Here is a 21,983-nt window from a genome sequence, read left to right on the forward strand (position 1 = left end):
GTCATTTTGAAATCTCTCTTAATTTTTATTAGTAAATAAGATGCGTTTTCCCTAGAGAGCCAAGCAAAAGCTATTGCCGATCATATTCCCTGCGTTATCGGCATGAATCAAGCTATTGGAGATAGTGCTGCAATAGCATTTTCAGTTGGCTTCTATAGAGCATTAGGATCTGGTCGTTCTGTTGAAGACTCTTATATGTTTGGTCGTACAGAAATTCAGTTAGAAGGCATTCCTGAACACCTAACTCCAGTTCTCTATCCAAAGAAAGTAGAGGATAGCAAAGATAGTTATATTGTATCTTCTGCAACTAAAGACAGCTTTATTTATACGCCTATTACTATAAAGCAAGACCGGAGTTTGTTTCTTGAATTATTGCAAGATTTCCCTCCTACGGGAAGAGGTGCAAGATTTTTACAAGAACAGGACTTAGGAAGTCCTATTCACAGCAAAGATTTAGAACATATTGATCATTTTCTTAATAGTTGGGCAGATGTAATGCACGAGTTTTTAAATCCTGAACTGGAGAAAAAGAGACAAAACCTGATGATTATTCTCAGCGATTTCCGATGGGAATTAAGTATGAACATTTGGCCAGTTGGAAGTAGTGATTTTTTCTCTATGTGTCTTAATGACTTTGAAGTTCGAGAAGATCGTTTTGAGGCAAGAGATAGACTTCATAAGATGGTTAGGGAAGCTTTTGATTTGTACGAAAATTTGCTGCGCTGTTGCAGAATAATGCTTGGTGCTGTTGATGATGAATAATACTAGCATTTTTAATATTTTTATTTAGCACTGTTATATGGTAGTACGTTAGGCTAAAAATATAACACACCTTAGTGGCGTGATACTTAACTCCTGGATGTATCTAAGTTTTTTCGTACAATATTTCTCAAGTTCCAAACTCAGTGAATTGGCGTACATAAGGTTCGTGAAATGCCAAAACAATATCTTGTTTTGGCACTCCCATTTCCACCAATCGATTAGCAATTCCTTCTTCAGTACCATCATGCTGAATCCAAATTTTCCCATCTTTAATATCAAGATGTAAAATACAGCCAAAATCGCGTTTATTTCCCCGCCAGCCGACATAAAGTAATTGATAGTGGTCTTGTTGTTCGTCGAAAATTGTCTGTACTTCATACTCTTCGGCGTTTCGTTGCCTTGCGGCTCGTTTTTGCCGTTCGGAAAGAAGATGTCGAATATATTGCCGATATTGTTCTACAGCCATTGACGAATCACCTCTTCTTGTACATCGTAAATCATCAATCGCAATTGATATTTGACAACTGCTGAGGCAATAAATCTCCGTTGAAAAAAACTTTCATAAACTGGGACGCGCACCGCTAAATAAAGTAGGCGTTCGGGTTCAATCTTATCTAACGCATCCCGATAGTTTAAAAACTGTCCCAAGGCAGTATGAAATTCTGAAACATTTGATGGACTGATAAAACTTTTAATCTCTACTGCGATTTTTTTGCCTTCTTGCTCTGCGGCTAACAGTTGCTCTGCGGCTAAATCAATCTCAAAATCTACATCATCCACATTAATTTCATAAGGATCAGCCGTAATCTTCCAGCCTTCTTTTTCTAAGGCATTTCTGACGATATGATGAAATCTATCTTTTGCCATAGTATTTCACTATCCTCAAGATTAGGCTGGTTAAAGGTAGGTAATACACAATATTTACTATTCGCCAGTCCCCTGACTTAGTTTAATCACGCTGCCAACCATGTAAAATCGGCATTGTAAATAAACCCCAAGCCAAACCTGTAATTAATCCAAAGGGTGTAACTAAATAATTATTAAAATCCCATAGACCAAAAATTTGCGCTGCTAATTCCACAGGATACGCCATCATTAACACGCTAGCTAACGCCGCACCATTCCAGCCGTACTGACTGAGCCAATAAACACCTTTACCACCAGTCACAGCATACAGCAAGCGAGTAATCAGCAATCCTGTGACAGTACCATAACAGCGCATACACACAGCCATAATAAATGGGGGTGCTAAATCTAAGCCCATCTCTGGTTGCGGACATACATGATTACCCATGAAATAAATGATGTCCGCAATACCCCCAAGTAACCAGACTCCAGACGCAGCTAGAAAAGGAGCGATGGGAGGGCCAAAAACCATCCCCGCTAGCATGAAGTCAGCAATGAAGCTAACCCAGTTAATCTGCAACTCTTTTGTTAAAGCTACTCTTACCATTTCCTTTGGGTGCGCCTTATGTAGTCCTGAGTGCTGAGTGAGTAAAAAGTATTCAGCACTTATGTAATAGCTACAAGCACCACCTATGAGTCGGTGGTCTTTTAACTCAGCACTCACTACTGGGAACTCAGCACTCTTAATTAACCTACCTTAGAAATGTAGGGGCTTGTCAACTTATCTAACTGTTGGATTAACAGACTCAGGAATAATCCCACGTCTGTAACTACTCCGACGGATTCTATTGAACCGCGATCGCTCAATTTTGTCACAACAGCCGGGTTAATATCTACACAGACCATTTTCACGCCGGCGGGTGTCATGTTCCCTACCCCAATGGAATGCAGCATTGATGACAGCATTAAAATCATCTCCGCACCTTCCAATTGTTTGGCGTATTCCTCCTGTGCTTTGATTAAGTCCATTTGGGTATCAGGTAAAGGGCCGTCATCCCGAATTGAACCAGCAAGAACGAAAGGTATTTGATTGCGGACACACTCATACATCACGCCGCTATGAATTATCCCCGCCTCTACAGCCTTGGCAATGCTGCCATAACGACGAATGATATTAATTACCTTGAGATGATGGCGGTGTCCACCACGAACGGCGACACCACGCTTCATATCCATACCCAAGGATGTACCCATCATATTTTGCTCCATGTCGTGGACTGCGATCGCATTTCCACCCAGCAGAGCCTGCACATATCCTTCCCGAATTAGCTGTGATAGATGTTCACCACCGCCTGTATGAATGACCACAGGGCCAGCCGTGACGACTACTTTACCACCAGCATCACGGATTTTTCGCAGTTCCCAAGCGACTTGTTCCACGACCAATTCCACACGCCGTTCACTGGAAACACCAGACGACATAAAGCTAAATTCTTGGGAGTTGCGTTGTTCCCGCGATTCGGTTTTGCGGATGGTGCGGATACCTTGCACGTCAACTACCACCCTTTCACCTACCTTCAGGTCACGGAGTATTTTACACTGCGCTAGTAGACCATTGGGACTTTGAGTAATTGCGATCGCGCCGTCCATGCGCTGATTTTCTACCTTCACCCACTGCCCATTTATCCTAACTTCGGTAGGATAAATGGTACTCACGTAGAAATCATCAGGTGCGACACCATCCTGAATTACAGGCTCAAGCTTGACATCTCGTTCGTCTTGTGGTAAGTCTACCGCACCCAAATCAATCAATAGGGAGATGATTTCTTCCATCACCTCGTGAGAAGGTGCGGACACCTTCACCTCAGCTGCGGAGGTACTTTGCCGTTGTTCTCCCAAGTTGAAGTTCAGAACCTGGAAACTACCGCCAGTATCGACAATCAAATCCAAGGCGCGGTTAATTAAGCCAGAGTCAAGCAAATGACCCTCTAAGCGAATAATCCGGCTTTCGACTGATACATTGGCATGAACTTCAGCCTGTACAGGTTCTGTAACGCGTAGGGTAAGACATTTCGCTGCACCACCTGCTTTGAGAAATTCCTTGAGTGGTGTTTCCAGCACTTGGAAACCAACATCTCCTAGACGGGACTTTAAGCCCTCGCTGGCTTTGTTCATAATCACGATGCTTTCTACATTCACCGCATTACAAGCAAAGTTGACAGCATCGGCTTCAGCTATGGCGATGCGCTTTTCGGCTGCAACGCGCATTTCAATTAAGCGGTTGGAGTAGGAATCAAACGCGCCGGGATAATACAGCAAATAGCCGTTAGCTAAAGGACAAAAACAAGTATCTAAATGATAGAAACGCTCATCAGTTAAACGCAGGGATAAGACTTCAATATCCAACCATTTGGCGAGATAAGGATGAGAATCTAATTCTGAACGGAAACCGTAACCAGCCCACAACCAACGCCCTTCTCTATCTAGGAGTGCATCGCCTGCACCTTCAAAGGGTAGGTCTTTAGGTAATTCATAAACTGTATAACCATTACCTTCAAACCATTGTTTAAAGTATGGTTCTTCTCCCTGACGCTCTTTGTGTAAAAAGCGACTAAGAACGACGTTCTTACCCAACACTAAACCAGCGTTGGCAGTAAAAACCATATCTGGCCAACCTTTTTCGGGTATCACCAAATCGACAATTGCGTGTTCTTTCAGGATTTGGTGTAACCCTTGCCACTGTTCCACAGCGCGATCGCGTGATGATTTGTGAATATTTCCTTCCATCCAAGGATTAATCACATAGTCCACATCGTAGTGGTCAGGAGCGCACATCAAAAAACGAATCCGGGAAGTCATAAAAATATTACAAATGATACAGGCTTAATTCAGACAGAAGTGTTTCTTTTCCAGTTATGTATAATCCTTTACTTTGCATCTATCTCTAGATAGTCGCAGGATTTACAAAAGTTTTGCTCTGATTCCATTACCGGAAGAGTCACAGTAATGGTAACAAACCTATAGGCTACTGAAAGGTAAGGACTTAGTAGTATACCTCTGAGGCTGCAATCTCGTGCTATTTTAGCCCCATTTAGTTTTAATAATTTAAATTAAAAATGACTGAGTTAACCGTCTCTGTAGAGGATGATCCTGATCCCCAAGATATTCGGACTGTAATTAACAAAAGTAGAATAAATTATGCACAAGCTTGTGATTTTGCCTGGATGATGCCTTTTAAGATACGTTTTAGAGGAGATTTCTTCATTAACTTCATCGCTTGTTTAGCATCTAACCAGCGTCGATATCTTGTACTAGCTTCTGGATAATTACTACTAACTATGTCAACTGGCAATAAATACATCTTCACGCAGTAAATTTTGCCTCGTTTGCGATATTTATAAGTACCTAATTTATTACCATCTACCTGCCCAATTACGCCTGCTTCTTCCCAAGCTTCTTTAGCAGCTGAAGCGGGTGGAGTCATGCCGTTGACAATTCCACCTTTGGGCATTACCCAACGCTGGCGATCGCGTGTTGTAATCAGCAAGATTTCCACTCTACCATTTTTGACTCGATAAGGGATTACTCCGGACTGTTTCAGCACTTTGTTGACTTTTCGGCTCATAGGAATTATCTCCCTGTATTGCTGTTTTTGTGTACGATTTTGACTCCAAAATACGGAGAGTGGATATCAGATGAATTTTAGTGAAGATATATTTAACTTTATTCAATACCACAAATAGATGTAAATTTTCCGAATAAAAGTATGCAAAAATTCAGCCCACATGAAAAATTTAAAATAATCTCTGGGGACTTGACGACAAAAGCAAAATAAATAAATAAAAGCTAGGTTGAGACCTATGCCAAACAGAGAATTACTGGAGATTATGGTGATTAAAGCCTTGAATTTAGGATAATTTAACAGAAAGTTTCGCTGTTCAGGGACTTATCAAACTACTACTCAAAGACAGATAGTAACTAGCGATCGCCCATAAAAAAGTAATAAAAATAACTTTTACCCAATCCCTACACAGGCTTTTGATCTAAACGAGTTGCTTGCTCTAAAGCTGCTTTTTCCCTAGCTCTATGGGCGTAGGCTTGTAATTGAGCGCGATCGCAACCTGTAAGAATACTCAAATTTTCTAGGCTGACCCCACGCATCAACATTTCTACGCGCCAGGTATGTTGTGCTTGAGCTATTTCTGGTGGTTTCCCTTGGGGAGTTAACAATCCTTGAGTCCATATTTGCCAGTATTCCAACACCTTAGATTCCTCAATGGGTTGACCTGTTGTATCCAGAAACATCGCAGCCTGGCTATCTTTACGACTTTTCAGCCATTTAATTAACGGATTGTTGGTATAAGAGCCATAGCGTTTTCCTAAAATCCACTGATTGACAGGTACTTGTCGAACATACCCAGGGGTGGTAATTTGCAGTAAGTGACTTTGAGGATCATAAATTTGGTGATTGCGCTGCAAATCGACTATTTCTTGGGGGGATAAACCAGTCGCAAATAATAAATAAGCGATCGCATAATCTTGGACTCCCGACCTTTTGGCTTGTCTGAGAATTTCGTGAACTAAAACAGCAGGTAAATCAGCTATTTCTTGGGTGTTGTAGGTTGTTAGTAAGCTGCTGGTAACTGATGACATAGCACCACGCAGAAATAACTCTACTAAATTCTCTAGAAAATCATCCCGACTTTCCCACAGTTCATGAAATTCACTGGTGAATTCAATCACCGCATATCCCAAAATCATGCCATTGAGCAAGCTAGCTAGTTTTTCTGCTGGCAGATAGGTGTTTAAATCTCCCTGTTGAATTACAGTAACTAAGTATTGAGCTACATAGCGGTTAGCCTCTGTTAATCCTCTTCCCAAAGCGCGACGATTTTCAGCCGGAAATTGGTCAGCTTCTCCCACCACAGACCGAACTAATTCTGGCATTCTTTCTAAAGCCTGCAAAGTGTCACTTGCATAATCTTTCAAGGCTTGGTAAACATCACCTGGAGGAGTAGCTCGGCTGATTAGAGATTCACCTAAATGTGTAAAAGCTGCCGATTCTTCCAGTACAGCTAACAATAATCCATGTTTATTCCCAAAATTACGGAATAAGGTGACTTCGTTAACTGCTGCTTTTTCCGCAATTTGGCGCGTTGTCGTGGCACTGACCCCTTGAGCCGTAAACAACTCTAGAGCTGCCTGAATCAAACGTTGACGTGTAGACAAAGATTGAGATTTCATAAAGAAAATGCAAGTGGTACTTGCATTAAAACCAGAGATTTGTTAGCATACCAAATGTAAGTGATACTTGCTCTAGTCTACTGTAACGAAATGAATGCCAAGTGGGTAAATTCCTTGTTGGCTATGAATGCACCAGATCCAAGAGCAAATTGCTACAGAAATAGTTAATAGGAATTTTTATGACCGCAAAAAATCTGGCGTTCGCCTCTGAGAGAGAAAATTCATTGCGTCTCAGATGGATAAATGTGGCATTTTTTGGCACAATTCATGCCTTAGCGTTTTTAGCCCCTTGGTTTTTCTCTTGGTCAGCACTGGGTTTGCTGTTATTTCTGCACTGGCTATTTGGCAGCATTGGCATATGTTTGGGATATCACCGATTACTCAGCCATAAGAGTTTTCAAGTACCCAAATGGTTAGAATATGCGATCGCCATCATCGGTGCTTTGGCTCTCCAAGGAGGGCCAATTTTTTGGATTGGAGGACATCGCCAGCACCACGCCCACACCGAAGATATCAGCTTAGATCCTTATTCTGCCAAACGCGGCTTTTGGTGGAGTCATATGTTGTGGATCTTATATCCCCGCTCCGAGTTTTTTGATTATGAAATCTATAAAAAATACGCCCCTGATTTAGCAAGACAACCTTTTTATCGCTGGTTAGATCGCTATTTCCTCCTCTTGCAAATTCCTATGGGATTATTGCTGTACGCTTTGGGCGGATGGCCTTTTGTCATCTACGGTATGTTTCTCAGAGCCGTATTACTTTGGCACTCCACCTGGTTCGTCAACTCTGCAACCCATATGTGGGGTTATCGCACCTTTGATGCTGATGATAATGCGCGTAATCTCTGGTGGGTTTCTATCGTTACCTACGGCGAAGGCTGGCACAACAACCATCACACCTACCCCCATGTCGCAAAAGCCGGTTTCAAGTGGTGGGAGATTGATGTTACTTGGTGGAGCATTAAACTTTTACAAACTCTAGGTTTAGCGAAAAAAGTCATATTACCCCCATCGTTAAGTAGGGAGTAGGCTTTCGCCGTGAGACGTTCGGCGATCGCATCGCGTCCCGTAGGGAAGCTCAGTCGAGCCGTGTCAGCCGAACGGTAGTGGGGATTGGGGAGTGTGGTAGACAAAGGAGGGAAACTTTTTCCTTAATGCCCAATGCCCAATGCCCAATTACAAATTACAAACCAGTCTTTCATGTTTGAGCAACCAACGCTTTCGTTCTATTCCCCCCGCGTATCCAGTGAGTAGATTGTTTACACCAATTACCCGATGACAGGGAATAACAATTGCAACTGGATTTAAAGAATTAGCCAAGCCGACAGCACGATAAGCAGTCGGCTTATTGATTTTTGCTGCTAGTTCACCATAAGAAATAGTCGTTCCCCAAGGAATAGTTCGCAGGGTAAGCCATACTTGCTGTTGAAAAGTCGTTCCGCCAGTGTTGACTGGAATGTTATTTAAGCTGGTATGTAGGCTTTGCCCATCGTAAACATCGCCCTGCAAATAAGATTCAATTTTGCTACTAAATCCTTGTGGATTCTTCGCTTCCTGGAGATAAAATTTACCATAACGCTTCTGAAGCAGTTTTAACATTCTTTGCTCATAATCAGCAAAATCAAGAGCGCAAAGTTTTTCCCCATCAGAGACAATGAGAATTGTCCCTATTTCTGAATTAATTTTGTCAACAAGTAATTCCACAATATCAGCTTGATGTAAAAAATATTAGTATAAATATCAATTATAAATTGAAGTATCTGTTCAATTAACAGTATTCTATGATTAAGATGATGGGCTAGTAGATTGCTGACTTAGATATTCATGTATCAGTCGAAAAACTTTTGGCGTGAGTGAGAACAAATATAGAGAGGCGTTTTTCTACTTCAATAAACGTAAATCTAGTTGGTAATGCTATGAAATATACTGGTGAAGACCAATGGCTTTATTTACTGAATCAACAGCCGAAACCAGTATGAGTGAGCATATTCATCGACTGATTGAGCATATTCATCAAGAGTTACTGCCTGAATTGCAAGTCGAAAGCGTCAATCCCCACGATCCTGTAGAAGTTCGCTATCTCCCCCATTCTTGGCAATTGATTGGTAGAGGTAACTATGCGGCTGTGGTTTGTCACGCTGAATACCAAGAAGTGGTAGTCAAGATTTACGCACCTGGAAGACCAGGATTTGCAGAAGAGGTGGAAGTATATCGTCGTCTCGGTTCTCACCCAGCATTTTCGGAATGTCTATATGCAAAAGACGGCTGTTTAATCCTGAAGCGATTATATGGGGTGACTTTATACGATTGCATCCCACGGGGTTTGCGTATCCCCAAACAGGTGATAAAAGATATAGATAAGGCTTTAGATTATGCGCGTCAGCGAGGACTTTACCCCCACGATGTTCACGGACGCAATGTGATGATGTATGAAGGTAGAGGTTTAGTAGTAGATATTTCCGATTTTCTACATGAGGATAAATGTTCTAAATGGGATAATCTCAAGAGAGCCTATTACTGGTTATATCGTCCCATCCTTTCACCTCTGCGGCTGAGGATTCCTTACTTTATACTTGATGGTGTCCGCAAAACTTATCGTTTCTTTACTTTATTAAAAAATAGAAAACAGAAAACAGTTCCTCTACTTCCTTAAATACTTGTAGTTAAGGAGATTGCTACACTGAGAGCAAACAGTTTGTAGCGGCAAAAATCATGACTGTTGCCAAACCCTCATTGCTAACACTGGATGAGTTTCTCAATCTTCCAGAAACAAAACCCGCTAGTGAATATATTGATGGTGAAATTATTCAAAAGCCAATGCCTAAAACTCGGCACTCACGACTTCAAGCTAAGTTGATTACGGGAGTGAATGAAGTTGCGGAAGCAAGCCAGATTGCCTATGCTTTCCCAGAATTGCGTTTTACTTTTGGAGGTCGTTCAATTGTGCCTGATGTGGCACTTCTGCGTTGAGAACACATTTATTTTGATGACAATGGAGAACCTGTAGATGATATGTTGGTTGCTCCCGATTGGACTATTGAAATTCTTTCACCAGACCAGAGTTCTAACAGGGTGACTGGCAACATCTTGCATTGTCTGAAATATGGTTGTCAACTTGGATGGCTAATTGATCCAAGCGATCGCTCAATTCTGGTATTTCAGCCACAACAACAACCAGAACTACTGCGTGGTACAGACGATTTATTAGTTTTACCTGAACTTGAATTGAAATTAAAAGTGAGTCAAGTCTTTGCTTGGCTAAAGATGGGAAGTTAGTAATGAGTGCTGAGTGCTGAGTGCTGAGTTATGAGTAGTGAGTTATGAGTGCTGTTAGCGGTAGCGCGGCGTTGAGCAGCGTGGTGAGTGAAAATCCCCACTCCCTATTTTCAAGCTAGGTCTACTCATTGCTCAGGACTCAGGACTCAGGACTCAATACTAAACTATGTCAGCAAAATGTTAATTTGGGAAACTGTGACCTAAATCTCAGGGGATTTTAACCAATGCCATACTTGAGTGATGCGAGTGCAATTCGTGCCATAGTTGCAGACTATACTCAAGCTACTACTCTGTGGATGGATACCGAAGTAGCAGAATATAAAAGCCGTAATCCCAGACTGTCGCTGATTCAAGTTTTAGATGATCCTCTCGATATGAGTGGCGATCGCGTTTACCTTTTAGATGTCCTGAATCAACCTGATGTAGTAGCTGACTTTATTGAGCAAATCATGCTCAACCCAGTTATAGAAAAAGTGTTTCACAATGCTAGTTATGATTTAAAATTTCTGGGCAATAAACAGGCTAAAAATATCACTTGCACTTTGGAATTAGCTAAAACAATTCCCTACTACATTTTACCATTACCTAATTACCAATTGAAAACATTAGCTACAGAATTATGTAATTTTAACTATATTGACAAACAAGCACAAAGTAGTAATTGGGGAATTAGACCCCTCAGTGAAGAACAAATAGAATATGCTTATCTAGACTGTATTTATCTTGCTCAAATACACCAAAGTTTGCTAGAATTACAATTAGCAAGTAATCCAGATCCCATCTCGGAAGATTTAACAGTTATCGGTAAGCGTTTTAATCAAATTGAAGAACAATGGCAGCTGTTAAACTCTGAATATGAGCATCTGAAAGAGAGACTAAAAAATGCTATGCAAGCTCAAAATGTAGCGGAAACTGCTGTTTATAAACTCACTAGTTACGAGCGTAAAGTTGTGAAAGTGCAGTTTACAGAACTTGCTAGATTAGTACAGAATCAAGAAATTAGTTTAGATTTTCCGGTTACTCTAACTCAGAAGCTGCAAAAAGATTTAGGGGATAATCTAGAAAATTTATCTGTAGATATCGAAACCAGTAAATCTGTAAGGCTGACTCCCAAAAAGGCAGAAAATGATGAAGGAGATAATTGAAAATCGTAATTCATCATACTCTTTGCTACACAAAGCTACTACGAACGGAAAGGCTAACGCCAAAATAATTCGTAAATTTTGTCAGCAATTTTAATAAAAGTATAATAAACAACAAAGAAATTTATTTTTTTAAATTCCCGGTTTACATAACAGATTACTGTTAATTAAACCTAGATGAGAGGAGGTAAGTACGTCTATTGCCTGGGTACATCTCAAAATAATTAGCATCGATGTTTAGAAGTCTAATTCCCGATCATTTGATACTAATTGAAATCAGTTGTGATGCCGATTGAGAGCAACTTATGAAACTGCGGTTATTGGAGCAAAGGCGGGTGAAGTTAACTAGAATATCAACTATAGGTCTGTTGACCGCACTGAGCGCAATTACCATTGTTTCTTGTAGTAACAACAAAGATGTTTTGGTGACAGAAATAGGGGTGAATACTCCTACCCGTCGGGCAGCTAAAAACTCTCAAGCTGGGCTAGCTTTCATTGAAGGGCAAAAACAGCACGTCCAAGGTAATTTACAAGCGGCGATCGCTGCCTATAATAAAGCTCTGAGCCTAGATTCTGGATATGGTGCGGCTTTCAGAGGACGGGGTTTAGCCTACTTTGATTTAGGAGACAAGCAAAAAGCGATCGCTGATTACAACGAAGCCATTCGCCTTTCTCCCAACGATGCCGAAGCCTTCAATAGTCGGGGAAATGCCCGCGCCTCTTTAGGTGATCAAGCCGGCGCAATCTCTGACTACAACGAAGCCATTCGCCTTTCTCCCAATTACTCCGAAGCCTATAACAATCGCGGTAACGCTCTTTCTGTGCAGGGAGACAAAAGCGGTTCTATCGAAGACTTTAACCAAGCTATTCGCCTTAATCCCAGATATGCGATCGCCTACAATAACCGAGGTAATGCCCGCGCTGCCCAAGGTGACACACAAGGGGCAATTAGCGACTATAACCAAGCCATTCGCATCAATCCCAACTTTGCCCCAGCCTACAACAATCGGGGTAATGCCCGTGCTGCCCAAGGTGACAAACCAGCAGCTTTACAAGACTTGCAAAAGGCCGCAGAAATCTTTCAAAATCAAAACAATAATGATTTATATCAGCAAGTCATGAACAATATTAACGAATTAGGGCAATAGGAGTGCTGAGTTGTGAAAAGTCAGGTTCGTCAACTTAGTAATCTTTTGAGATGTTGCTAATATTTCCATCAATCAACAGTCACGACTAAATATCGTGGCTGTTTTGTTCTCTAATTGGCGTGGATAGCGATCGCATCCTCCCATAATTTAATATTATGTTAAATAAGTATTGCAACAATTATTACAAATGAATAGCAAAGAACTCGCACAATACATGGAAGCAACCAATAGTATTGCCAAACCCTGGCTATTAGTACAGTTGCGGCTGAAAAAACTCCAAGAACGCAAAGCCACCATTTCAGAAGATACCTACGCTAATGAATTAGCAGATATTCACCAAGATTTAATGAATTTAGGTGAATGGTGGCGTGGTATTGAAGAAGAAGTTTTTTAATAGGTGACAGGTGACAGGGAATCGACTTAATTAAGAAGGGTTTAGTCATTAGCTCCATCGACTATTGACTATGGACTAATGACTATGGACTAATGACTATGGACTAATGACTAATAACTAACTCTTATGGATTATCGGGATGCAGGGGTTGATGTAGAAGCTGGTCGAGCTTTTGTAGATCAAATTCGCAATTTGGTTCACAGCACTTTTAGACCAGAAGTGATTGGTGGACTGGGTGGTTTTGGTGGTTGTTTTGAACTTCCAGGCGGTTACAAACAACCTGTATTGGTTTCTGGGACTGATGGTGTGGGGACCAAGCTAAAAATCGCCCATATTCTCAACCGTCACGATACTGTGGGGATTGATTTAGTTGCTATGTGTGTCAATGATGTGTTGACATCAGGGGCTGAACCATTGTTCTTTTTAGATTATGTCGCCACAGGTAAACTAGATAAAGAGCAGCTAACTCAAGTAGTGGCAGGTATCGCCTCTGGGTGTAAGCTGGCGGGTTGTGCTTTGTTGGGAGGAGAAACAGCAGAGATGCCAGGTTTCTACCAAGTTGGTGAGTATGATTTGGCTGGTTTCTGTGTGGGAATTGTGGAAAAAAGCCAAATGCTCAACGGTTCGCAGGTAGAAGTCGGAGATGTGGCGATCGCACTTGCTAGTTCTGGGGTACACAGTAATGGTTTAAGCTTAGTTCGTAAGGTTGTCAGTGATGGGGGCTTTAGTTGGGAGGACACACCAGAATTATTAGGTGGTGCAACTATCGGCGAAGCATTCATACAACCTACACGCATCTATGTCAAACCTGTTTTGGCTGCACGGCAAGCAGGTATAGAAATCCACGGAATGGCACATATTACAGGCGGTGGCTTGCCGGAAAATTTACCTAGGTGTTTGGGCAAAGGTCAATCTATTAAAATTAACCCTAACAGTTGGATGATTCCCCCGCTTTTTCAATGGTTAGCTGAAGCCGGATCTGTCAGTGTGGAAGCAATGTATAACACTTTCAACATGGGTATTGGTTTTGTATTGCTCATCCCACCCCATCAAGTAGATCAGACAATTAAATTCTTAGAAGCCGAGAATATTCCCTCTTTTGTGGTTGGGGAAGTGATGACTGGTGAAGGTATATTGACAGGATTGTGAAAAAGTTAATTTTGATACGATAATTCAGAGGCATTACTAGATTGGTAGGGCGTGATAGCTCTACCAAAAACAGGATTTAGAGATAATTTACTCAGTATTTATCTATGTATCTAAAATAAAATATTCAAAAAATTGTTACTGATACTTATGAAGGCGATTGGATATACTCATGACCGTAAGCATTTAGATTTGCTAACGTAGTCTTAACATATTGAAAAAATCTGACTGATAAAACTGAGAAAATAGCTGTTCAGCACTAACTAAAGGTGCTGTTAAATGCTCATTTCTGGGTGTGGCGTGTTGGTGTGTCAGAAATCACGTATTTTTATTCAGAGAGGGTTATGGTAGTAAATTTTGCCCGGACATCTGCTTCTAGTGAACTTCTACAGCAAGTTTTCCAGAATATAGATGCCCAAAGTTGTCCGAGATTATTTAACTTTCATATGCACACTGTCTACTCAGACGGTAGATTACAGCCAAGTGTGTTGATGGAGCAAGCGATCGCTATTGGCTTAAACGGCTTGGCAATTACCGACCATCATACTATCGGTGGCTATGAAGTGGCAAAGGCTTGGCTAGAAGACTGGAAATGGAATAATCCCGGCGCAACCACTCCGCACCTATGGAGTGGTGTAGAAGTGAACGCCAATTTATTGAATGTGGAAGTTCATATTTTGGCCTATGGTTTTCAGCCAGGACACCTGAGTATGAGACCTTATTTACAAAGAAAGGTGACTACGGATCAGGAATATGAAGCAGGTAACGTCATTGCGGCGATTAAAGCATCTGGGGGATTGGCTGTATTAGCGCATCCTGCACGTTACAAGCGATCGCACTTTGACTTAATTCCGGCAGCAGTGGAATATGGGATTGATGGTGTAGAAACATTCTATGCTTACAACAACCCCAACCCCTGGAAACCCAGTGTTACAGAATCACAGCAGATACAACAACTAGCTCAAGAATATGGGCTGTTAAATACTTGTGGTACTGACACTCACGGTTTAAACCTCCTGCAACGTCTGTAAACTAGGGTGTAGGGGTTTAAGGGGTGTAGGGGTGTAGGGATGAAGGAAATGATGATGTTTACGTTAATTTTATAGTCATCACTCATTCTTTGGTTAAAAACCTATACTTGTTAGTCCCCAGTCCCCAGTCCCCAGTCCCCAGTCCCCAGTCCCCAGTCCCCAGTCCCCACTTAATTCTGATTGTTGTAATCTTTTTCTAATGCTTGAAGAATCTTGAGATATAGCTGTTCAACTCTCTGAATTTGAACATCTCCTATTGAGGCATAGTGAGTTAAACTAGGCGAACCATTAATTTCGATGATGACATAATCTACCATTGGTCTGGTTAGATCATGGGCAATTATATCCAAACCTATCAATCTCAAACCCATATCTTTAGCGACATTTAAAGCTAGTTTTTGAAAGTCTGGATGGATGCTTTCAGTGACATCTACAGCTTCTCCACCACTAGATAAATTAGCATTGTCTAAAATATAGATTATTTTACCATTAGGAATAATACTGTTTAAATTGAGATTCTGCCTTTTTAGTTTGTGTTTGATGCGGAAATCATCAATATCTATAATTTTTTTTCTACCACTTTGCCTAAAAACTTCTTGCTTTTGGTGAAGTAGCTCTAAAATATTAGATTTACCATCACCTGTCACAGATAAAGGCAGTCTTTGATATGCTGCAATTACTTCATTATCTATGACTACAATTCTGTAATCTTTACCTACATAAAATTTCTCTACAATTAGCCCTGAATTAACTCGCAATATTTTTTTAACTACTTGATAATATTCTGTTTTATTATGAACTTTAGTAACTAATTTTCCCTGACTGAGATTAATTGGTTTAACGATTACAGGAAACCCTAAACTTTGAGCATATTCAAATCCGACATCTATATTTCTATCATTAGCAATTTTTTCACAAAATTTATGGCTAAAAAATGTTTTTCCTTCAGTAACTTTATATCCAAAATGTTTGAGAAAAAAATTAGAATAACCTTTATCTTTTGCTATCTCGGCTGATCCAAAACCATTAATATTTAATTTGGTAGTGCTAAAAAATGCTTTATGCCCGTTTTTAAAAGTAATATGTCCAACCAATTGATATTCTGGGTCTATGACGACTACTGCACCTATCTGTGGTGCAATTTTTTGAATTATTGATGTTACTAATGGCATTTTATGTTTTAAAAGTATAATTTATTGCCCAGATTGTAACTAACCTACCACTATCGGTCAACTAAATTGGTGATTTTGGGTTGACGAAAGTTACGATTTTTAAGATTGAGACGTAGTATCGTTACGGTTTATTATTTAGTAATATTTTCTTCATAAAGAAAAATTTGAGTAGTTCTTGATGATGCAGATAAACTTGTTTCTAAAAAAAATAGCCTACTCAGTCTAATTTAAGACAATTAAATTTGTTTTTTTACTAGTATGTGCTGAATTATATAAACTTATACCAATAATTACAAAAATTATTAACTAAACTTTTGAGCAAAGATATAATTTCTGCTTCTAACCTTTGCGAGCAAAGATTTTGAAGTTCATACTGAATAGGGATTTCCAAATTAGTTAGTCTAAAATATAGCACTCGGTGTTGACAATTTATAAATAATCGAATAACAAGGTGGCAGCACTATAAAAAAGGAGCTAGTGAATTTCTGTAAGAAGATTCACTAACGCCTTTACTGAAACTTAATACGGTTAAGATAATCATGCCACAAAATACTGAATACAAAGCACCAAGCTCTGAAACTCAACCAAAGGATTACAAACAACGCCTAAACTCGTGGGCAATTGCACGGTTACTTCCTGATGCCAGTCGTGAAATTGTGGCGCGTTTTCGTAGTCGTTATGACGCGGATGGTTACATACAGCATCTGAATCAAGTAGTCCCAAATGCTTCCTTCATGGTGGTTTTTGATTGTCAGCCTCAAGAAGCAGCGATTTAGAGTGTGATTAGTTTAAAAGCTAAGAGTAAAGGGGTATGGGGGTGCTTCTATTTTTGGGTTAAATGAGTCTAAAATTATGCCTTAAGAAAGCTTTATAAGTACCTTGGGGAAGATGCCATTACTGAGTAAATCAGTATCCAATATATCATGGCAAAAAGTGGCATCTTATTTCCAAGGAGACTGATTTAATGAATTTACAGGCGATTTGGCAACTTTTTCAGGAAGCGTTTAGAGAATGGAATGAGGATCAGGCTTCGCGCTTGGCAGCTGCTTTGGCTTACTATACGGTCTTTTCTCTCACACCGTTGCTAATTATTATCATTGCGATCGCAGGTGCAATATTTGGTGAAGAGGCCGCCAGAGGTGAGATTGTTAACCAAATTCAAAGTGTAGTTGGTAGACAAGGGGCAGAATTCATCGAGATCGCCATTCAAAATGCCAGTAGGCCACAGGCTGGAACAATCGCCTCTGTAATTAGTTTGGTAGTGCTGCTGGTGGGTGCGACTGGTGTGTTTAACGAGTTACAAGATTCCCTCAACACGATTTGGGAAGTAAAACCCAAACCAGGACGTGGCGTGAAGAATATCATTCGCAAACGTCTTTTATCCTTTGCTATGATCTTGGTGATTGGCTTTTTGCTGTTAGCTTCTTTAGTAATTAGTGCAGTATTAGCAGCAGTCGTGAATTATTTTAGTGGAGTATTACCAGGGATTGGTTTTCTCTGGCAGATACTGAGTTTTGTTATTTCCTTTGCGATCGCTACAATCATGTTTGGGCTAATTTTTAAAGTGCTACCTGATGTGAGACTAGCTTGGAATGATGTGTTAATCGGTGCTAGTTTGACTTCACTGTTATTTTCTATTGGTAATTTTTTATTAGGAAAATATTTAGGTAGTAGCAGCTTTGACTCGGCTTATGGTGCGGCTGGTTCACTAGTAGTTCTTCTGATTTGGGTTTACTATACTGCCCAAATTCTGTTTTTTGGGGCTGAATTTACCCAGGTTTACGCGAGGAAGTACGGTAGACGCATTGTCCCTAATCGTAATGCTGTGTCTATAAATGAGAAAACTTCGGCTAATCAAAGAGAATAGGCAAAACATTCCGCAGCTATAGAAGAAATGTTTGGTAAATTCATTTCAACCACGGAATTTGGGGTAAAGAACTGCGAAAATATACATATCAACATATTTTCAGCAGTTATTTGTATTTCAGCATTTAACGATTATAGTTACAAAATTAGAGTTCCCTGAATATAGAAATCTGAGGCAGCAATATCAGGAGTTCCCGAAAGTGTAGCAAAGTGGCCACCTGAACCAAAACCAGCCGATGCACCATTTTGGTTGTAGAACAATTTACCATTACCGGAATTGTAAATAATGTAAGCACCGCTAGTTGCAGCAGCAGCATCAGAGGTTACTTCAGCAAAATCTGAAGCATTGCTAAAACCTTCTAGTAAAGGCATACTTCTCAAAACACTAAAGGTGCTGTCTTTATTCAAGGAGATTTTATCAATTCCAGGAGTGAAGTCGGTAATAGTATCCACTCCTAAATCAGAAATTGTAGCGGGTCTAGCACTATACCCCCACAGAAATTCCCCAAACACAAAAGAATCTCTGCCTGTACCACCTGTCAGAGTATCATTCTCTAGACCACCTACGAGAAAATCATTTCCAGTACCACCAATTAGTACATCCTGACCAGCGTGACCGTACATCCTGTCATCACCAGACTCACCGCTTAGAGTGTCATTACCGTCTTCACCCCACAGAAGATCATCACCGACACCACCAAAAAGGTAGTCATCACCGCCTCCACCCTGAATGAAATCATCACCTCCACCACCAATTAAGAAATTATCGGCATTGCTACCACCAATATTATTATCGAGGTTATTACCATAACCGGAATAAGCAGAACCCGTTAGCTGAAGATTTTCTACATTATCAGGTAGAGCATAGTTAATTGAAGAATATACGGTATCGAATCCTTGATTGTAATATTCAATTACTCTATCTCCCGTACTATCAACATAGTACAAATCGTCTCCAATACCTCCGTACATGGTGTCATTACCAGTACCGCCATCTAAGATATCATTACCACCTGCACCGCTTAATACGTTATTAGCACCATTACCTGTAATTCTATTGTCGAGGCTATTACCATAGGCATTGGCAGCAGAGCCTATCAGGATGAGATTTTCTACATTGTCAGTTAGAGCATAGTTAATTGAAGAATATACGGTATCGAATCCTTGATTGTAATATTCAATTACTCTATCTCCGGTACTATCAACAAAGTATAAATCATTACCAGTACCACCGTACATGGTGTCATTACCAGTGCCACCATCAAGGGTGTCGTTTCCAGTACCTCCATATAGAGTGTCATCACCTGTAAAGCCGTATAAGGAGTCATTCCCTGAATCTCCTGAGATCCAATCGTCATCAGAACCACCATTTATAGTGTCATTACCTGAACCACCAAATATGGTGTCATTTCCCGAACCCCCGTTTATATCGTCATCTCCCGAACCGCCATCTATTAAATCTCGACCTCCATATCCCTGGATAGAGTCATTACCTGAGCCACCGTAGATAGTGTCATTCTCTGGGCCACCACCCAGGATATCGTCACCATCAAGTCCATCGATATACCAAGATTGCCATCTTCTGAGAACGGGTCTGGATGCCTTAAATTCATCGTTACCATTAGTGCCAATGTATCTACCCATTTGAGGACTCTCTATGTAATTCTGTACTGTCCAACCTTATGTAAAGCATTTGGTATTTATGCAGTTGTCTACAAATTAAAGACTTTGACCATAGCGGCGAGAAGACCCCATGCGTAAAGAGGTGGAGGATGGGGTAAATAGACTGTAGAATATGACAGTTGTATTCTGCCGCGAACGTTGATTGAGCGTTATACTTTGCCCGAAATGGGCAACCTGTGGACTGAATCTTATAAATTAACAACCTGGCTTCAGGTAGAGATTGCAGTTTGTGAAGCCCAAGCTGAATTGGGCTATATTCCGTCTGCGGCTGTTGAGGAAATTAAAGCGAAGGCGAATTTTGATCCGCAACGGGTGTTAGAGATAGAGGCGGAAGTCCGCCATGATGTGATTGCTTTTTTGACGAATGTCAATGAATACGTAGGCGATGCAGGACGTTACATTCACCTGGGATTAACCAGTTCAGATGTATTAGATACGGCTTTAGCATTGCAAATGGTTGCTAGTCTGGATGTTTTAGCGCAACGCCTGGAAGATTTAATTCAGGTAATTCGCGAAAAAGCACGGGAACATCGTTATACAGTTATGGCCGGCCGATCGCACGGAATTCATGCTGAACCCATTACCTTTGGGTTTAAGCTGGCTGGGTGGTTGGCGGAAGTGTTGCGTCATCAACAACGGCTGCAAATTCTCCGTGAAACCATTGCAGTCGGGAAGATTTCTGGCGCGGTGGGAACTTATGCCAATATTGAGCCGAGAGTAGAAGCGATCGCTTGTCAAAAATTGGGACTCCAACCGGATACCGCTTCGACACAAGTTATTTCGCGCGATCGCCACGCCGATTATGTGCAGCAATTAGCCTTAGTCGCCGCCTCTATTGAACGCTTTGCTGTAGAAATTCGCAATCTGCAAAAAACAGACGTTCTGGAAGTGGAAGAGTTCTTCTCGAAAGGTCAAAAAGGCTCTAGTGCTATGCCTCACAAGCGCAACCCCATCCGTTCTGAACGATTGACGGGGATGGCGAGATTAGTGAGAAGTCATGCTGGTGCAGTTTTAGAAAACGTCGCTTTGTGGCACGAACGGGACATTTCCCACAGTTCTGTAGAACGGGTAGTTCTCCCAGATGCTTGCATTTTGACCCACTTCATGCTAAAGGAAATCACCGAATTGGTGAAAAACCTGCTAGTCTACCCAGAAAACATGGCGCGGAATCTCAACTGCTATGGTGGGGTGGTATTCAGTCAAAAAGTGCTACTAGCCTTAGTAGACAAGGGAATGAGCCGTGAAGAAGCATATGCGATCGTCCAACAAAACGCCCACAACGCTTGGAACAAGCTAGAAGGAAACTTCCACGACTTAATTACCCAAGATTCCCGTGTGACTCAAAAGCTATCACCAGCAGAAATTGCTGTATGTTTTGACCCCCAGCAACATCTGCGTCATTTAGATGAGGTTTACCAAAGGTTAGGAATTTAGGCAAAAAATATGAGAGGTTAACATCTGTTAGCCTCTAAGAAGTTGTTTGAAAAGTCGGAAGGGGTATAATTAACAATTCAAAATTCAAAATTAAAGACAGTTGGAGTCGGGTATTTAAACCCCTACTCAACTGATACTAAGTGTAGATGTAGAGGTCTTAAACCCTTGAATTTACGATAATTGAAGATAGTATAAAACAGAAAAAACTAGCAATTGCTATAATAAAAATAGACTAATTAACATTTAATTTATAATGGAAAACATTACCATTCAAGTTGACCCAGAAATTGCCAAAGCGTACCGAGAAGCAGAACCAGAAAAACAGCAAAAAATCCAAATATTTCTGAACATAATGCTGCAAAAAGCAGTCAGTCAAAAACAACTCTTAGATATCATGGAAGAAGCGAGTCAACAAGCAATTGCTAACGGAATGACCCCAGAGATTTTAGATTCAATTCTCAATGATGAAAACTAACCGTATCGTAATTGATACAAATGTAATTGTCAGTGCATTAATCTTCTCTAAATCTACCACAATGCAAGCTTTTAGAAAGGCTAAACAAAACGGATTAATCTTAATTTCTGTGGAAATTTTATCAGAATTAATTGATGTACTCAGTCGTCAAAAATTTGACCGCTATCTATTGAGAGAAATTCGTGAAGACTTTTTAGCCAGTTTAGCCAGAGAAACAGAATTAATCACAATTAATGAAACAATAGATATTTGTCGAGATCCTAAAGATAATAAATTCTTAGAATTAGCCATTTCTGGAAAAGCCACTCATAAGTAATCAAACAAAATTAATTACACAAATTAATATACAATATAATTTAGGA

General features: G+C 40.6%; 22 protein-coding genes and 1 pseudogene. 14 read left to right on the forward strand and 9 right to left on the reverse strand.

What is annotated here, in order from left to right; translation table 11 throughout:
- Nucleotides 1-102: 102 nt before the first annotated feature.
- Complete coding sequence (locus ACM0OR_RS24160; RefSeq protein ID WP_414579055.1) at nt 103-762, forward strand: hypothetical protein; 660 nt, start codon at nt 103-105, stop codon at nt 760-762.
- Nucleotides 763-889: 127 nt separating this feature from the next.
- Here the strand turns inward: ACM0OR_RS24160 and ACM0OR_RS24165 are convergent, their stop codons facing one another.
- From ACM0OR_RS24165 to ACM0OR_RS24190, 6 genes are all read right to left on the reverse strand, one after another.
- Nucleotides 890-1,228, reverse strand: coding sequence for a XisI protein (locus ACM0OR_RS24165; protein ID WP_414579056.1), 339 nt, complete (start codon nt 1,226-1,228; stop codon nt 890-892).
- Nucleotides 1,219-1,629: a XisH family protein gene (locus ACM0OR_RS24170; protein WP_323266805.1), complete on the reverse strand. Its 411-nt coding sequence runs from the start codon at nt 1,627-1,629 to the stop codon at nt 1,219-1,221. The genes ACM0OR_RS24165 and ACM0OR_RS24170 overlap by 10 nt, the downstream gene beginning before the upstream one ends.
- 82 nt (nt 1,630-1,711) lie before the next feature.
- Nucleotides 1,712-2,215, reverse strand: a complete 504-nt coding sequence (locus ACM0OR_RS24175) for a DUF2085 domain-containing protein (protein WP_323266848.1) — start codon at nt 2,213-2,215, stop codon at nt 1,712-1,714.
- A gap of 140 nt (nt 2,216-2,355) precedes the next feature.
- Entirely contained in the window at nt 2,356-4,467 is a 2,112-nt protein-coding gene (locus ACM0OR_RS24180) for a TIGR00300 family protein (protein WP_414579057.1), read from the reverse strand.
- A gap of 337 nt (nt 4,468-4,804) precedes the next feature.
- Nucleotides 4,805-5,233, reverse strand: a complete 429-nt coding sequence (locus ACM0OR_RS24185; protein ID WP_414579058.1) for an NUDIX hydrolase — start codon at nt 5,231-5,233, stop codon at nt 4,805-4,807.
- Nucleotides 5,234-5,634: 401 nt separating this feature from the next.
- Nucleotides 5,635-6,852, reverse strand: a complete 1,218-nt coding sequence (locus ACM0OR_RS24190) for a TetR family transcriptional regulator (protein WP_414579059.1) — start codon at nt 6,850-6,852, stop codon at nt 5,635-5,637.
- Between the two features lie 179 nt (nt 6,853-7,031).
- On the opposite strand from ACM0OR_RS24190, the gene ACM0OR_RS24195 reads away from it, so the two are divergent.
- Nucleotides 7,032-7,883, forward strand: a complete 852-nt coding sequence (locus ACM0OR_RS24195; RefSeq protein WP_323266810.1) for an acyl-CoA desaturase — start codon at nt 7,032-7,034, stop codon at nt 7,881-7,883.
- A 147-nt stretch (nt 7,884-8,030) separates the two neighbouring features.
- Here the strand turns inward: ACM0OR_RS24195 and ACM0OR_RS24200 are convergent, their stop codons facing one another.
- Complete coding sequence (locus ACM0OR_RS24200; protein ID WP_323266811.1) at nt 8,031-8,558, reverse strand: methylated-DNA--[protein]-cysteine S-methyltransferase; 528 nt, start codon at nt 8,556-8,558, stop codon at nt 8,031-8,033.
- Nucleotides 8,559-8,829: 271 nt separating this feature from the next.
- On the opposite strand from ACM0OR_RS24200, the gene ACM0OR_RS24205 reads away from it, so the two are divergent.
- The 7 genes and pseudogenes from ACM0OR_RS24205 (at nt 8,830) to ACM0OR_RS24235 (ending at nt 14,991) form a co-directional block, all read left to right on the forward strand.
- Nucleotides 8,830-9,507, forward strand: coding sequence for a serine/threonine protein kinase (locus tag ACM0OR_RS24205; protein ID WP_414579070.1), 678 nt, complete (start codon nt 8,830-8,832; stop codon nt 9,505-9,507).
- A 59-nt stretch (nt 9,508-9,566) separates the two neighbouring features.
- Nucleotides 9,567-10,130 (forward strand): annotated as a pseudogene (locus tag ACM0OR_RS24210) (Uma2 family endonuclease).
- Nucleotides 10,131-10,354: 224 nt separating this feature from the next.
- Nucleotides 10,355-11,275 carry a ribonuclease D gene (locus ACM0OR_RS24215; RefSeq protein ID WP_414579060.1) on the forward strand — a complete coding sequence of 307 codons (921 nt, stop codon included), beginning with the start codon at nt 10,355-10,357 and terminating at the stop codon, nt 11,273-11,275.
- Nucleotides 11,276-11,577: 302 nt separating this feature from the next.
- The gene (locus tag ACM0OR_RS24220; protein WP_414579061.1) at nt 11,578-12,420 is read left to right on the forward strand and encodes a tetratricopeptide repeat protein; all 843 of its coding nucleotides are present in this window, start codon (nt 11,578-11,580) and stop codon (nt 12,418-12,420) included.
- Nucleotides 12,421-12,607: 187 nt separating this feature from the next.
- Nucleotides 12,608-12,814 carry a hypothetical protein gene (locus ACM0OR_RS24225; RefSeq protein ID WP_190696076.1) on the forward strand — a complete coding sequence of 69 codons (207 nt, stop codon included), beginning with the start codon at nt 12,608-12,610 and terminating at the stop codon, nt 12,812-12,814.
- Nucleotides 12,815-12,940: 126 nt separating this feature from the next.
- Nucleotides 12,941-13,963, forward strand: coding sequence for a phosphoribosylformylglycinamidine cyclo-ligase (gene purM / locus ACM0OR_RS24230; RefSeq protein WP_414579062.1), 1,023 nt, complete (start codon nt 12,941-12,943; stop codon nt 13,961-13,963).
- 341 nt (nt 13,964-14,304) lie between these two features.
- A complete protein-coding gene (locus tag ACM0OR_RS24235) occupies nt 14,305-14,991 on the forward strand; it encodes a PHP domain-containing protein (RefSeq protein ID WP_414579063.1) in 687 nt (228 codons plus the stop codon).
- A 170-nt stretch (nt 14,992-15,161) separates the two neighbouring features.
- Here the strand turns inward: ACM0OR_RS24235 and ACM0OR_RS24240 are convergent, their stop codons facing one another.
- Nucleotides 15,162-16,163: a cyanophycin synthetase gene (locus ACM0OR_RS24240; RefSeq protein ID WP_414579064.1), complete on the reverse strand. Its 1,002-nt coding sequence runs from the start codon at nt 16,161-16,163 to the stop codon at nt 15,162-15,164.
- 539 nt (nt 16,164-16,702) lie between these two features.
- Between ACM0OR_RS24240 and ACM0OR_RS24245 the strand changes: the two genes are divergently transcribed.
- The gene (locus ACM0OR_RS24245; RefSeq protein ID WP_190696069.1) at nt 16,703-16,939 is read left to right on the forward strand and encodes a hypothetical protein; all 237 of its coding nucleotides are present in this window, start codon (nt 16,703-16,705) and stop codon (nt 16,937-16,939) included.
- A 188-nt stretch (nt 16,940-17,127) separates the two neighbouring features.
- The gene (locus ACM0OR_RS24250) at nt 17,128-18,030 is read left to right on the forward strand and encodes a YihY/virulence factor BrkB family protein (RefSeq protein WP_414579065.1); all 903 of its coding nucleotides are present in this window, start codon (nt 17,128-17,130) and stop codon (nt 18,028-18,030) included.
- 137 nt (nt 18,031-18,167) lie between these two features.
- Here ACM0OR_RS24250 and ACM0OR_RS24255 read toward each other — a convergent pair whose 3' ends face one another.
- Nucleotides 18,168-19,673 (reverse strand): calcium-binding protein, encoded by a 1,506-nt coding sequence (locus tag ACM0OR_RS24255; protein ID WP_414579066.1) that lies wholly within the window; start codon nt 19,671-19,673, stop codon nt 18,168-18,170.
- Nucleotides 19,674-19,850: 177 nt separating this feature from the next.
- Between ACM0OR_RS24255 and purB the strand changes: the two genes are divergently transcribed.
- The 3 genes from purB (at nt 19,851) to ACM0OR_RS24270 (ending at nt 21,937) form a co-directional block, all read left to right on the forward strand.
- Nucleotides 19,851-21,146, forward strand: coding sequence for an adenylosuccinate lyase (gene purB, locus ACM0OR_RS24260; RefSeq protein ID WP_414579067.1), 1,296 nt, complete (start codon nt 19,851-19,853; stop codon nt 21,144-21,146).
- 253 nt (nt 21,147-21,399) lie between these two features.
- Complete coding sequence (locus tag ACM0OR_RS24265) at nt 21,400-21,621, forward strand: hypothetical protein (protein ID WP_414579068.1); 222 nt, start codon at nt 21,400-21,402, stop codon at nt 21,619-21,621.
- On the forward strand, nt 21,608-21,937 hold the full coding sequence (locus ACM0OR_RS24270; protein WP_414579069.1) for a putative toxin-antitoxin system toxin component, PIN family: 330 nt from the start codon (nt 21,608-21,610) through the stop codon (nt 21,935-21,937). The genes ACM0OR_RS24265 and ACM0OR_RS24270 overlap by 14 nt, the downstream gene beginning before the upstream one ends.
- The last annotated feature ends 46 nt before the right edge of the window (nt 21,938-21,983 follow it).

The organism is Anabaena sp. CCY 9402-a, assembly GCF_963920945.1.
Classification (GTDB): Bacteria; Cyanobacteriota; Cyanobacteriia; order Cyanobacteriales; family Nostocaceae; genus Trichormus; species Trichormus minutissimus.